At 73.7% G+C, this 12,413-nt stretch carries 16 protein-coding genes; 8 read left to right on the forward strand and 8 right to left on the reverse strand.

The features are described from left to right. Positions 1-140 precede the first annotated feature (140 nt). Positions 141-1,118 (reverse strand): amino acid ABC transporter permease, encoded by a 978-nt coding sequence (locus OG553_RS32645; RefSeq protein WP_405982442.1) that lies wholly within the window; start codon positions 1,116-1,118, stop codon positions 141-143. A gap of 592 nt (positions 1,119-1,710) precedes the next feature. On the opposite strand from OG553_RS32645, the gene OG553_RS32650 reads away from it, so the two are divergent. From OG553_RS32650 to OG553_RS32660, 3 genes are read left to right on the forward strand one after another with little or no spacing between them, the layout of a single operon-like run. After that, positions 1,711-2,856 (forward strand): LLM class flavin-dependent oxidoreductase, encoded by a 1,146-nt coding sequence (locus OG553_RS32650; RefSeq protein WP_405982443.1) that lies wholly within the window; start codon positions 1,711-1,713, stop codon positions 2,854-2,856. Beyond that, positions 2,853-3,791, forward strand: coding sequence for an ABC transporter substrate-binding protein (locus OG553_RS32655; protein WP_405982444.1), 939 nt, complete (start codon positions 2,853-2,855; stop codon positions 3,789-3,791). The genes OG553_RS32650 and OG553_RS32655 overlap by 4 nt, the downstream gene beginning before the upstream one ends. 11 nt (positions 3,792-3,802) lie before the next feature. Next, positions 3,803-4,567, forward strand: a complete 765-nt coding sequence (locus OG553_RS32660) for an amino acid ABC transporter ATP-binding protein (protein WP_405982445.1) — start codon at positions 3,803-3,805, stop codon at positions 4,565-4,567. Positions 4,568-4,804: 237 nt separating this feature from the next. Here the strand turns inward: OG553_RS32660 and OG553_RS32665 are convergent, their stop codons facing one another. From OG553_RS32665 to rpmB, 3 genes are all read right to left on the reverse strand, one after another. Then, positions 4,805-5,383: a snapalysin family zinc-dependent metalloprotease gene (locus OG553_RS32665; RefSeq protein WP_405982446.1), complete on the reverse strand. Its 579-nt coding sequence runs from the start codon at positions 5,381-5,383 to the stop codon at positions 4,805-4,807. A gap of 209 nt (positions 5,384-5,592) precedes the next feature. Next, a complete protein-coding gene (rpsN, locus tag OG553_RS32670) occupies positions 5,593-5,898 on the reverse strand; it encodes a 30S ribosomal protein S14 (RefSeq protein WP_405982447.1) in 306 nt (101 codons plus the stop codon). Next, positions 5,898-6,134 carry a 50S ribosomal protein L28 gene (rpmB, locus tag OG553_RS32675; protein ID WP_405983202.1) on the reverse strand — a complete coding sequence of 79 codons (237 nt, stop codon included), beginning with the start codon at positions 6,132-6,134 and terminating at the stop codon, positions 5,898-5,900. Before rpmB ends, rpsN begins: the two co-directional genes overlap by 1 nt. A 78-nt stretch (positions 6,135-6,212) precedes the next feature. Here rpmB and rpmG point away from each other — a divergent pair, with 78 nt between their 5' ends. From rpmG to OG553_RS32690, 3 genes are read left to right on the forward strand one after another with little or no spacing between them, the layout of a single operon-like run. Beyond that, the gene (gene rpmG, locus OG553_RS32680) at positions 6,213-6,377 is read left to right on the forward strand and encodes a 50S ribosomal protein L33 (protein ID WP_405982448.1); all 165 of its coding nucleotides are present in this window, start codon (positions 6,213-6,215) and stop codon (positions 6,375-6,377) included. Between the two features lie 47 nt (positions 6,378-6,424). After that, complete coding sequence (locus OG553_RS32685; RefSeq protein ID WP_405982449.1) at positions 6,425-6,670, forward strand: type B 50S ribosomal protein L31; 246 nt, start codon at positions 6,425-6,427, stop codon at positions 6,668-6,670. Beyond that, positions 6,670-7,821: a CobW family GTP-binding protein gene (locus OG553_RS32690; protein ID WP_405982450.1), complete on the forward strand. Its 1,152-nt coding sequence runs from the start codon at positions 6,670-6,672 to the stop codon at positions 7,819-7,821. Before OG553_RS32685 ends, OG553_RS32690 begins: the two co-directional genes overlap by 1 nt. Before the next feature lie 23 nt (positions 7,822-7,844). Here OG553_RS32690 and OG553_RS32695 read toward each other — a convergent pair whose 3' ends face one another. Beyond that, positions 7,845-9,080 (reverse strand): MFS transporter, encoded by a 1,236-nt coding sequence (locus tag OG553_RS32695; RefSeq protein ID WP_405982451.1) that lies wholly within the window; start codon positions 9,078-9,080, stop codon positions 7,845-7,847. A gap of 102 nt (positions 9,081-9,182) precedes the next feature. Between OG553_RS32695 and OG553_RS32700 the strand changes: the two genes are divergently transcribed. Both OG553_RS32700 and OG553_RS32705 read left to right on the forward strand, forming a co-directional pair. Beyond that, on the forward strand, positions 9,183-9,707 hold the full coding sequence (locus OG553_RS32700) for an ArsR/SmtB family transcription factor (protein WP_405982452.1): 525 nt from the start codon (positions 9,183-9,185) through the stop codon (positions 9,705-9,707). Between the two features lie 66 nt (positions 9,708-9,773). Beyond that, positions 9,774-9,995: a hypothetical protein gene (locus OG553_RS32705; protein ID WP_405982453.1), complete on the forward strand. Its 222-nt coding sequence runs from the start codon at positions 9,774-9,776 to the stop codon at positions 9,993-9,995. A 46-nt stretch (positions 9,996-10,041) separates the two neighbouring features. Here OG553_RS32705 and OG553_RS32710 read toward each other — a convergent pair whose 3' ends face one another. The 3 genes from OG553_RS32710 to OG553_RS32720 all read right to left on the reverse strand — a co-directional run bounded on the left by OG553_RS32710 (position 10,042) and on the right by OG553_RS32720 (position 12,383). Then, positions 10,042-10,941: a hypothetical protein gene (locus OG553_RS32710; RefSeq protein ID WP_405982454.1), complete on the reverse strand. Its 900-nt coding sequence runs from the start codon at positions 10,939-10,941 to the stop codon at positions 10,042-10,044. Further along, a complete protein-coding gene (locus OG553_RS32715) occupies positions 10,938-11,951 on the reverse strand; it encodes an SPFH domain-containing protein (RefSeq protein ID WP_405982455.1) in 1,014 nt (337 codons plus the stop codon). Before OG553_RS32715 ends, OG553_RS32710 begins: the two co-directional genes overlap by 4 nt. A 129-nt stretch (positions 11,952-12,080) precedes the next feature. Then, entirely contained in the window at positions 12,081-12,383 is a 303-nt protein-coding gene (locus tag OG553_RS32720) for a hypothetical protein (protein ID WP_405982456.1), read from the reverse strand. Between the last annotated feature and the right edge of the window lie 30 nt (positions 12,384-12,413).

Raw genomic sequence — 12,413 nt, forward strand, 5'->3', positions numbered from 1 at the left:
CGGCGAAGCGCAGAATCGAAAGCAGCCTTCATGCCGTGGAGGAGGGACCGCGGATGTGCTGGCTGCGGCGTAAGCTAGGCAGCCCCGATAAGGGGTGTCAACGGCCTCGATAACGGAACGCGCTTTTGCGCGGGCCGATTTCATCCGCCGTACATGTAATGCCTCTTCGTGAAATGAAACGGCCTTCGGCCGGTGCCGGCGGAGCCGTCGCGGGTAACGCCCCGCGCGTAGTACCGCTCCACGTAGTACTGGCCCGCGCTCAGCACGGTGGTGACGGCGACGTACCAGAGCGTCGCCACCAGCAGCAGCGGGATCACCTGGTAGTTCTGGTTGTAGACCAGCTGGACCGAGTACAGCAGGTCGTGCACCGCCAGCACGCTGACGATGCTCGTGCCCTTGAGGGTGCCGATCAGCATGTTCCCGGCGGTCGGCACGATCGACCGCATCGCCTGCGGCACCACGATCCGGCGCAGGGTGCGCGGCCCGCTCAGGCCCAGGGCCTGCGCGGCCTCGGTCTGGCCGGGGTCCACGGACAGGATGCCGCCGCGCACCACCTCGGCGGCGTAGGCGCTCTCGTGCAGGGTCAGGCCTATGACGGCCGTGAGCGTCGGGCCGAGCAGGTTCACCGTCCTGACGCTGAACAGCTCGGGCCCGAAGGGGACCCCGAGTCCCAAAGTCGGGTACAGGGCGCCGATGTTGAACCAGAACAGCAGCTGCACCAGAAGCGGCGTGGAGCGGAAGATCCACACGTAGCCCCAGCTCAGCGTCCGCAGGACCGGGCTCTCGGAGAGCCGCATCACCGCCAGCACGGTGCCGGCCAGGAAGCCGAGCACCATCACCACGCCGGTCAGCCACAGGGTGAGCAGCAGCCCGCTCAGTACCGCGGACGTGGTGAAGTACCGCCCCACCACATCCCATTGGAAGGCGTCGTTGAGGACCACGGAACGCAGTACCAGCGCGAGGACCAGCAGGCCGGCAGCGGCGGACAGCCGGCGGCCCGTGCGCCGCCGCGGCACGATCCGCGGCGGCTCACCACCGGGACCGGGACCGGTGCCCGCGTCGGCCTCCGGCACGGGCTGCGCGGTGGCGGAGGAGAGTTCGGAAGGGACGGTGGCCATGGGAGGCCCTCCAGTCGAGGGGGTGCGGCGTGGACGGGCAGGTGTCCGGGACGGTGTGTCGTCACGCTCGCCGCGTCCCTCAACGCGGCCGGAAGGGCCCGAGCGGGGCGGGGGCCGATCCGCCGCCGATCGTATGCGCCCGCGGCACCGCGCTGTCAACCGGGCCGACGCTCCGGCCGGGCGGGGACCGTCCGGGATCCGTCCGTTGCTTGACGAAGACCATCGCGTACTGCTCAAGTAGTCGCATGAACGCCCATCAGCGCCTCGTCTCGCGCGGCCACATCGACTTCGGTCGGGTGTGGTCCGCCGCGTGTCGCGCCTGATGCGGCAGCGGGCTGCCTGATCGGCCCTTCCCTCCCTCGGTGACCCCGTCGCGGGCCGAGATCTCCTGCGCACCACCCGCCGATGTACGGCGGTGTGCCGTGCGCCCGGACGCGCGCTGCCCCGCCGCCCCGCCGCACCGCAGTCCCCGACGCCCGGCGTCGTCACGCCCGCACCGCCCCCCCCGCGTCCGCGATTCCGTCGGCCGTCTCACGAGCCGACGCCCGCCCCTGCCCGTGTGCGCACCACCGTCCTTCCGAAAGGCCACCACATGCCCGTGGAGTTCCTCGGCATCGCCGCCACCAACGACGGCTCCGAAACCACCGCGCGATCCGGCGCCGCGTTCGACAGGGAGTACACGCTCCGGCTCGCCCGGGCGCACGAGGACCACGGCTGGGACCGGGTGCTGTTCGCCTACGGCTCCGGATCCCCGGACCCCGCGCCGGCCGCCGCCTACGTCGCCGCCCGCCTGGACCGCCTCCAGCTCCTGCTCGCCCACCGGCCCAACGTCTCGTACCCCACCTACGCCGCCAAGACCTTCGCCACCCTCGACCAGATCAGCGGGGGCAGGCTGACGGTCCACTTCATCACCGGGGGCAACGACCACGAACAGGCCCGCGAGGGGGACACCCTCACCAAGGACGAGCGCTACGCCCGCACGCGCGAGTACATCCGTATCGTCAAGAAGATCTGGACCACCCGCGAGCCCTTCGACCACGAGGGCGAGCACTACCGCTTCCACGACTTCGTCAGCGACGTCTTCCCCGCCCGGCAGCCGCGCCCCGACGTCTCGTTCGGCGGGTCCTCACCCGCCGCGTACGCCGCCGGCGGCGCCGAGGCGGACGTCTACTGCCTGTGGGGCGAGCCGCTGGAGAAGACCGCCCAGCAGATCGAGGCCGTGAAGGCGGCGGCGGCAGCCGCGGGCCGGACCGACGTCCCGCGCATCCAGGTCGCCTTCCGCCCCATCATCGCCCCGACGGAGGAACTGGCCTGGGAGAAGGCGCACCGCACCCTGGGCGCCATCCGGCAGCGGCGCCACGCGGCCCCCGCACGGCACCACCGGGGCGGCGTCACGGAGGCCGCGGCCCCGCAGAACACCGGATCGCAGCGGCTGATCGCCATAGCCGAGGCGGGGGAGCGCTACGACCGTGCGCTGTGGACGCCGACCGCCGCCGCCACCGGCGGCGCGGGCAACTCCAACGCCCTGGTCGGCACCCCCGAGACCGTCGCCCAGGCCCTGCTCGACTACCACGACCTCGGAGTCGACGTCCTCTCCGCCCGCGGCTACGAACTGCTGGACGACGCCGTCGACTTCGGCCGGTACGTGATCCCGCTCGTCCGCGAGGAAGTGGCGAAGCGCGACGCCGCGCGGTCCGCGGCCGAACCCGTCCGGACCGCCGCGGCGGTGCGCGCGTGACCCCCGCCGGCCGCACCCTGCGCGGCACCGCGGCGCTGGCCCTCCTGCCCGTCCTGGCACTGACCGCCTGCGGCTCCGGCGGGGGGACCCCGGTGCCCGCGGGCGCCCAGGCACCGGCCGACGACCCGGTGGCCGACGTACGGACCGTGGACGCGGTCGCCTCCCTGCTCCCCGCCGACGTCCGCAGTACGGGCACCCTGAGGGTCGGCAGCTCCACGGGATCCCCACCCTCGGCCTACTACCCGAACGGACCGGACAAACCGCCCGCCGGGCAGGACATCGACATCGCCGACGCGGTGGCCAAGGTCCTCGGGGTGAAGCTGGAGCGGCAGGACGCCTCGTTCGAGACGATCCTGCCCGCCCTCGGCAGCGGCAAGTACGAACTCGGCACGGGCAACTTCGGCGTCACCGCCGAACGCCTGAAGACCGTCGACTTCGTCACCTACGTCAACGACGGTCAGGGCTTCGCGGTCAAGACGGGCAGCACCCGCCTCACCACACGGGTCACCGACCTCGTCCAGCTGTGCGGACTGACCGTCGGCACCGGAGCGGGCACCACCTTCGAGAAGACCCTCACCGAACGCAAGGGCGTCTGCCTCGCCGCCGGGAAGAAGCCGTACGAGGTCAAGGTCTTCTCCGAACCGGGAGCCGTCACCACCGCACTCCGGCAGGGCCGGATCGACGTCGTCATGTCGACGGTCAACGGCCTGCGGCACCAGGCCGCGCAGCCCGCCGCGGAGACCACCTTCCTGGGCGAGTACCACCGCCTCGACGTGGGATTCGCCTTCAAGAAGGGCTCCCCGCTCACCCCGGCCGTCCAGGCCGCCGTCAACGAGCTGATCAGGAACGGCACCTACGCCCGGATCCTGAAGAAGTGGGGCACCGGCGCCTCCGCGATCGGGGCCTCGCAGATCAACCCGGCCGAGCACGCATGAGGAGCGAGCCCGTGAACGACGTCATGGTCGACGTGCGCGGCGTCCACAAGAGCTTCGGACCGCTGGAGGTGCTGCGCGGCGTCGACCTGACCGTCCGGACCGGTGAGGTGACCGTCGTCATCGGCCCCTCCGGCTCGGGGAAGTCCACCCTGCTGCGCACCGTCAACCACCTGGAGAAGGTCGACCGCGGCTGGGTGAGCGTGGACGGCGACCTCATCGGCTACCGCAGGGCCCGCGGCAGGCTGTACGAGCTCAAGGAGAGGGAGGTGCTGAGGCAGCGAACCCGCATCGGGTTCGTCTTCCAGAACTTCAACCTCTTCCCGCACCTCACCGTACTGGAGAACCTGGTCGAGGCCCCCGTCTCCGCGCTGCGGCGCCCGAGGCAGGAGGCGGAGGCGACGGCCCGACGGCTGCTCGACCGGGTCGGCCTCGCCGACAAGGCGGACGCCCGCCCCCGGCAGCTGTCCGGGGGCCAGCAGCAGCGCGTGGCCATCGCCCGGGCCCTCGCCCTCGAACCCAAGGTGCTGCTCTTCGACGAGCCGACCTCGGCGCTCGACCCGGAGCTGGTCGGCGAGGTCCTCGACGTGATCAAGGACCTCGCGCGGGCCGGCACCACCATGATCGTCGTGACGCACGAGATCGGCTTCGCCCGCGAGATCGCCGACACCGTCGTGTTCATGGACGCCGGGACCGTCGTCGAGCAGGGCCCGCCAGCCGCCGTCCTGGACGCCCCGGGCCACCCCCGCACCCGGGCCTTCCTCTCCAAGGCCGTCTGACCCGCCGGAGCGCGCCACGCCCGGCAGGCCGCGGCCGCCCGTCGGCCTCGGCGAGCGCCGGCGCCTCAGCGGCGCATGATCTCGTTCGGGCTCCGCCGCCAGCTCCCGTTCAACCGCCGCGGGACGAAGGCCGCTGCCTGACGGCCGGGGCCGCCGGGCGGATCCTGCGGGGTGGTGACGCCCGCCGCGCACCCGTCCCGTGACGGGCGCGCGGCGGGCGTCACCTCGTCGTGCCCGTCAGGGGGCGTCGACGAGGACCCGTCCGTCGGCCGGCACGGCTGCCGCGAGCCCGTTCGCGTAGGCGGACTGCACGCGGGAGCGCTCCGTCGCGTTCGGCACGGCGTTGGTGCAGGCCGTTCCGGCGCTGGAGCCGGACATCAGCTGGGTGCACGGGCCCGGCTTGGTGTCCGGCAGGCCCAGGCTGTGGCCCAGTTCGTGCGCCGCGATGCGCGTCTTGTCGTACCCCTGGTCCACGGCCTGCGCGCCGAGTTCGACGCGCACCTGCCGCCCCGGACGGACCGGTCCGAGAGTGGCCTGCGGCCAGCCGGTGGTGGCCACGATGACGATCTCGGCCCGGGTGCCGGGTGCGGCCTTCACCAGCCGCACGTTGCTGACGTTCGCGTTCCAGGAGGCGACCCCGGCCGCGATGGCGGCTTCCCAGCCGCCGGCCCGGCTGTCGTCGTAGCGGAGCGTCACTGCCGCCGCGGCGGCGCCGGGTATCGCCGCGGGCGCGGGTGCCGCGGTCGCGGCGGTCGCCGCGGCGAGGACCAGGGCGGCGGCGGAGGTGCCGGCCTTCAGCCAGGTGCCCAGGGACATGACGGTGCTCCTTCACGTGTGGGGGCCCGGCCCCTGGGGCGGAGCCGGGGCGTGGGAGGCGCCGCCACCGCCCGTCGGTGGCCCGGACGTTCGGACGGCCGCCCCTCCGGAAGCTCTAAGAAAGTAGCCCCGGATCACGTGAGTTCGTCATGCACCTGCCAGCCATTTCCAGGGGGTGCTCCAGCCGGTGCCCGGTGAGCGGGCGGCACCTACCAGGAGGACTTGGTCACCCCCGGCAGGAACCCCGCGTGCGCCTGCTCCCGCACGCGGACGCGGGAGAGCCCGAACTTGCGGATGTGGCCGCGGGGACGGCCGTCGACGCCGTCGCGGTTGCGCACCCGGGTGGCGCTGGCGTCGCGCGGCTGCCTGCGCAGCTCCGCGGCGGCGGCCTCGCGTTCGGCCGCCGTGGAGGCCGGGTGGCGGATCGTCCTCTTGAGCTCGGCGCGCCGTGCGGCGTGGCGCTCGACGATCGCCTTGCGCTTCTCGTTCTGCGCGATCTTGCTCCGCTTGGCCATCAGACCTTCCCCCCTCGGGCGCGGATCCGCGCCACCGCGGCCTCGATGCCGATCGCGTCCACCGTCCTGACCGCCCTGGCACTGAGCGTCAGGCGGACGTGACGGCCCTCGCCGGGCAGCCAGTAGCGCTTGTGCTGGATGTTCGGGTCGAAGCGGCGGGAGGTGCGCCGGTGCGAGTGGGAGATGTTGTTGCCGAATCCCGGCTTGGCGCCGGTCAGTTGGCAGTGCGCGGACATGGGTGCTGTCCCTCCCGTCGGGGTCTCGGTGCCGGTCCCCGTGTTGAAAATGGAAACCATTCCCATATAGTGGCCCCCATGGCACGCAACGAGATCCGCCCGGTCGTCAAGCTCCGCTCCACCGAGGGCACCGGGTTCACCTACGTCACCCGCAAGAACCGGCGCAACGACCCCGACCGGCTGGTGCTGCGCAAGTACGACCCGGTCCTGCGGCGTCACGTCGACTTCCGCGAAGAGCGCTGACCCCTCGGCCCCGCCGCCACCCCACCCACCGTCGAAAGGTTCCCGCCGTGAAGCCCGGCATCCACCCCGCCTACGGCCCCGTCGTCTTCCGCGACACCGCCTCCGGCACCGCGTTCCTCACCCGCTCCACCATCACCAGCGACAAGACCGTCGACTGGGAGGACGGCAACACCTACCCCGTGGTCGACGTGGAGATCTCCTCCGCGAGCCACCCCTTCTACACGGGCACCGCCCGCGTCCTCGACACCGCGGGCCGGGTCGAGAAGTTCCAGCGCCGCTACGGAACCCGGTGATGGAACGCGAACACCGGCTCCCCGTCGTGATCGTCGCCGGGATGCACTCCGAGGCGCGTACCGAGGTCGTCGAGGGCCTGCTGCGGTCCGTGCGGGGGAGCGTGGCGCTCCACCACGACCTGGCCGGGGCGTCCGACGGGACCGTGGTCCGGGTGGTCCGCGACGCCTCCGGCACCCTCTCCCGCGACGACACCCCCCTCGTCAACGACTGCGCCTGCTGCGCGCTGCGCGAGGACCTCGTCCCGGAACTGGAACGCATGGCGGACAGCGGTCTGACCCGGCTCGCCGTGGTCGAACTGTGGGACTCGGTCGAGCCGAAGGCCATGGCCGAGGTCATCGCCGGGCACGGCGGGGACCGGCTCGTCCTCACGAACGTGATCACCGCCGTCGACCCGGCGCTCGTCCTGCCCTGTCTCGGCAACGGCGACGACCTGGCCGAAGCCGGCCTCGCGGCGGCCCCCACCGACCGGCGGACCGTCGGGGACACCTGGGCCCGCCAGCTGGAGTACGCCCCGGTCCTCGCCCTCGTGGACGCCGACCGGGCCGACGAGGAGGACCGGGCGCTCCTGGCCCAGCTCCACCCCACCGCCCGCCGGGTACCGGCCGGTTCCGCCGAACTCGTCCGGGCCGCGTTCGCCGGCTTCGACGTCGAGGCCGCGGCGGCCGCCCAGCACCCCGCGTGCGCGCTGCTGCCGCAGGGCGCCGACGAGGACGGCGTCGCCACGCTCGTCTGGCACCGCCGTCGGCCCTTCCACCCCGAACGCCTCTACCGGGCGCTGGAGGAGCTGTGCTGCGCCGCCGTCCGCAGCAGGGGCCGGTTCTGGCTGGCCGACCGGCCCGACACGCTGCTCGCCTGGGACGCGGCGGGCGGAGCCCTGTGCGTGGAGGGCGCCGGCCCCTGGCTGGCGTCGCTGCCGGACGCGGCCTGGGAGCTGGTCCCGCCGGTGCGCCGGGCGGCGGCGGCGCTCGACTGGGACCCCGAACACGGCGACCGCTGCCAGCAGCTGGTCTTCACCTCGCCCGCCCTCGACCGGGACGGGCTGGAGCGGCTCCTCGACTCCTGCCTGCTGACGGAGGCGGAGTACGCGTCGGGGCGCGGGTTCTGGCAGGACTTCCCCACGGCCTTCGACTCCCTCCTCGACCCCGCCTGAGGCGACCACCGCGCCCCACTGCCCTACGCGAGCCGCCCATCGGCCGTGACCGGTCCGGCATCCGCGTCACGGCCTTCGCGGCCGGCCAGAGCGAGCGCGGCGGCCCCGGCCAGGCCCAGGGCTCCGGCGGTGAGGAGCTGCACACGGTGGTCGAGGCCCGCCACCATGGCGGTTCCGATCAGCAGGGCGATCCCGGTGGGCGCGAACATCAGGGTGCCGGCCGTCGCGGCGACCCGGCCGAGCAGTTCGCCGGGGGTCTCCCGCTGAACGGCGGTCATGGCCGCGATGAGCGCGCAGGGCAGGCCCAGCCCGACCAGCAGGCTGCCGCCGAGCACGACCGGCAGCCAGGGAGTGGCGCGCGCGAGGACCCCGAGGGCGAAGAGCGAGAGTCCGGCGGCCGAGAAGACGCGCTCGGGCATCCGGCGCATCAGCGCACCGGCCGCCAGCCCGCTGACCACCGACCCGAGCCCCTGGAGCGCGGTCAGGACGCCCGCGTACGCCGGGGACCGGTGCAGCCCCGTGTCGAGCACGGCGAAGGTGGCCGTACTGCTCAGGCTGGAGAGGGCCATCGCCGTCCCGCCCGCTACGACCAGCGGGCGCAGCACCGGGTGCCGCCAGAGGTGGCGGGCGCCTTCGGCGGTCCGGGCGGTCCATGCCCGCTCCCCGCGGGTGGCGGGGGGCTCCTCGGGTACGCGGATGAACCGGAAGGCGAGTGCGGCCAGTACGAAGCTGACGGCGTCCAGTACCGCCACCGCGGGCCCGCCGAAGGCGGTGAACAGCCAGGCTCCCGCCAGTGGCGCGAGGAGTTTGGTGCTCTCCATCGCGGTGAACACCAGGCCGTTGAAGTCGCCGCGCAGTTCCCGGGGAACGGCGGCGGCCATGAGCGCGGTCTCCGCCGCCTCGGTCAGCACCATGCCCGCCCCCAGCAGGGTCAGTACCGCGAACAGCAGCCAGACGTCCGCCGCGGAGCGCACGGCGATCGGTGCGGTCGCCACGGCGGCCAGGACCAGGTTGGCGGCCACCAGGAGGGGGCGGCGGCGCACCCGGTCGGCCACCGTGCCGATGACCGGACCCGCGAAGGTCGGCAGCCACAGGCAGAACCCGACCAGAGCCGCGAGGCCGTTGGAGCCGGTGAGGGTCTTGACCCAGATGCCGGCGGCCAGCGACATGGCCGAGTCGCCGAACCCGGAGGCGATCACCCCGCCGAGGTAGAGGCCCGCGTTGCGGTCCTTCACGACTTCGAGCGTGCGCCAGTTCATCCGTGTCCCCCTCGCCGTGGTGCGCCTGATCGCGCACCCTACCCCCAAGCATTTGCTTGGCGGTAGGGGAGTGGTCGGCACCGGTTGGGGTTTACTGACCCCGTGACCGATACCGACCCCGTACTCCGCGCCCTCGCCCATCCACTGCGGCTGAGGATGCTCAGCCTCCTGTGGCCGGGGCCCATGTCGGCCGCCGAGCTCGCCCGCGAGCTGGACGTCTCGCACGCGCTGGCCAGCCAGCACCTGCGCCGCCTGGACGCGGTGGGCCTGGTCGAACTGGCCGAGGAGCGCACGCGTCGCGGCGGCAGGGAACGCCGCTACCGCACCGTCCGGGGCACACCGCTGTCCGACCGGCACGACGGAGCCCCGATGCTCGCCGAAACCATGGCGCACGCCCTCCGGGAGCGGGCCGGCCGCCGGCTGGAGGCGAGCGAGGGCGTGACCGTCGACGCCGAACTATGGGTGGAACCCCGGATCTGGGAGGACGCCCGGCGACGGCTCACGGAACTCGCCGTCGAGCTCCACGACGCCGCACAGCGGCCCCACGCGCCCGGCACCGTCCCCCTGGGCATCAGCGTGATGGCCTTCCCCCTCCAGGACCCGGAGCGTCCGGAGAGGAATGAGTAGCGGGTACGGGGCGTCCTGAGTATCCCGACCGTGGCAGCGGGCCGGGGGTGCGGGTTCACTGGGGGGATGTCCACATCGAACTCCGAGCACGAGCAGGGACGTTGGCACGGCGTCAGGTCATGGTCCTGGTCACGCTTCCCGAACGCACGCCGCACCCGGCCCTGCCGCTGGTGCGGCCGGCCGGTTCCCCAGCCCCTTCCGGGCGTGGCCAAACTGACCTGCTCGGCCGACCACTGGCTGCGCGACGTCCGCAACGACTTCTGGCGCAAGTGGTGGAACAGCCTCTGACCGGGACCGGGACCGGGCCCGGGGCCCGCCCGGGCCGCCGCCGCGCTCAGGTCACCAGGCGCAGCGAGGTCTCCGCGATGCCCAGCCGTACGCTCTGACCCCATGTCAGTTCCAGCGCGTCGGCCTCCATCCCGTCGCCGAAGACCACGATCCGGTCCGACTCCACGGTCAGCCGCAGCCCCTGCCCCCGCCCCAGCTCGCCGGTGACCCTCGTCGTGCCGGTCGCCGGCGACGGCCAGGCCTCGCGTACGAACCACAGGAGCCGCCGGTCGCACGGAGCGGGCAGCTCCGCCGTGCTGCCGCGCTCCAGCCACAGGGAGCGCAGCCAGCCGGTGGCTCCCGTGCCGGTGCCCACCAGCACCCCCGAGGAGGCCTGCGGCTCGCCCGGCCCGTCCTCGCCGTCGGGGCCCAGCCGGTAGCGGGCCGTCTGGTGGCCGGGCGGCCCCAGGTAGATCTCGTTCAGGGCGAGGAGGCGCTGGGTGTCGTCGGCGACGGCCTCGACCATCGTCAGCTCCTCCGCCCGGCCCCCGGCGGCGGCCGCCGCGCCCAGCAGGGCGGCCGCGTCGGCGCTGCGGTGCCGGACCAGGATCCCGGGGTTGCGCCCCGGGTCGGTGTCGATGCCCACCACCGGCTGCCCGCGGAGGTACTTCGCGGTGTTGGCGACCAGGCCGTCCTGCCCGACCACGACCACCACGTCCTCCGGGCCGAACAGGAAGCGGTCCAGGTCCGCCCGCTCCACCCGGGTGGAGCGCCAGGTCAGCGGCACCGCCGCCGCCACCTCCCGCAGCGCCTGCAGCGCGCGGTCGTGGCGGCGGGCCACCTCGTCGATCGACCGGCCCCGGCTGGAGAGGAAGAACGCTGCCTGCCCGTGCGTCCCGTGCCGCGCGAGCAGTTCCTCGTACTCGGTCCTGCGGTGCACGAGCACCGCCCGCGGGGCCAGGCTCACTCGCCCGCCCCGCCGTCCGGACGGCCGAGCCGGGAGAGGAGACCGGTGAGCACGTCGGGGGAGAGGGTGACGCTCTCGATCCGCGGCAGGTTCTCCGCCAGCCGGGTCGCCGCCAGGGCGTGCAGGGTGTCCGGGTGGGTTTCGCCGTGCACCCGCAGCCAGGCGGCCTGGGCCTCGGCGCGCGCCGCGCCGGTCTCGCGGGCCGCCTCGGCCTCCGCGCGGGCGAGGCGGACCTTGCGGGCGGCCTCGGCCTCGGTCCGTACGGCGTCCGCCGCCGCCTTCTCCTCCGCTTCGCGGCGGGCGTTGGTGCCGCGCTGGTCGACCAGCTGCTCCTCGCGCCGTGCCAGTTCGATCTGACTGGCCAGCTCGTTCTCGGCGATGGCGCGCTCGCGCTCGACGGCGACGGCCCGCCGTTCGTACGTGGCCCGGTCCGCCTCCTGCTGGATCTGCTCGCGGGCCGGGGTGCGCAGGGCGCGCTCCACCTCGGCCTCGGGGCGGATCGCCACGACCCGTACGGCCACCACGTCGATGCCGGTGGCCGGGAGCCGGGGTTCGTCCGCGAGACCGTCGGCGACCCGCCGCCGCACGGACGCGACGCCGTCGACCAGGGCCGCGGCCAGCGGGGTCCGGGCCAGTACGTCCAGCGTGTGCTGCTGCGCGGTCTCGGTGAGCAGGGTGGCGATCTGCTCCAGGGGCGCGCCGCGCCAGCTCCCGGTGTCCGGGTCGACGGAGAAGTCGAGCCGGTCCGCGGCGGCTGCCGGGTCGCTGATCCGGTAGGTGACGGTGGCCTGCACCGTGACGTCCTGGAAGTCGGCCGTGCGGGCGTGGAAGGCCATGGCCAGCTCCCGGTCGTCGACCGGCACTTCGGAGAGCGCCGCCGAGAGCGACCGGTACCAGAAGCTGAGCCCCCGGCCGTCGTGGACCAGCCGGCCGCGCCTGTGGTGGCGGATGTGGGCGGTGGGCGCGGAGCGCAGATGGCGCCATCCGAGGCGCCGGGTGATGTCGGCCATGACGGCCCCCCTTTATTTCGTCAAAGCGACGATAACGAGGGCGTCGTCATATCGTCAAGGGGACGAAAAGGGGTTTCGCCGCGTCCCGGCGGCGCCGGCCGGAACCGGGGGTGCCCGGATCCCGCCCGGTCAGCGGCGGCACAGCCGGCCGGCCACGGCGTGGCCGATCAGGAGGTAGACCGCGGCGGCGATGCCGTAGCCGACCACCACCTGGATCCATTCGCGGTCGAAGGTGAACAGGTCGTAGGACCAGCCGGCGAGCCGTGTCGCGGCGTCGTGGACGACTTCCACCAGGCCGTTGGCCCGGTTCGCCCCCAACAGGTAGAGCAGGATCCAGAGTCCGATCACGAACGCGAGCACGTCCGCCACCAGTGCCACGGCCCGGCCCGCCCGACCGCTTCCTCTGCTGGGTGCTCGCGCGTGAGTCCTCATGGACCGCGTGTTGCCGCGCGTGCGCGGCGT

The sequence above is a fragment of the Streptomyces sp. NBC_00158 genome, from assembly GCF_045160885.1.
GTDB lineage: Bacteria > Actinomycetota > Actinomycetes > Streptomycetales > Streptomycetaceae > Streptomyces.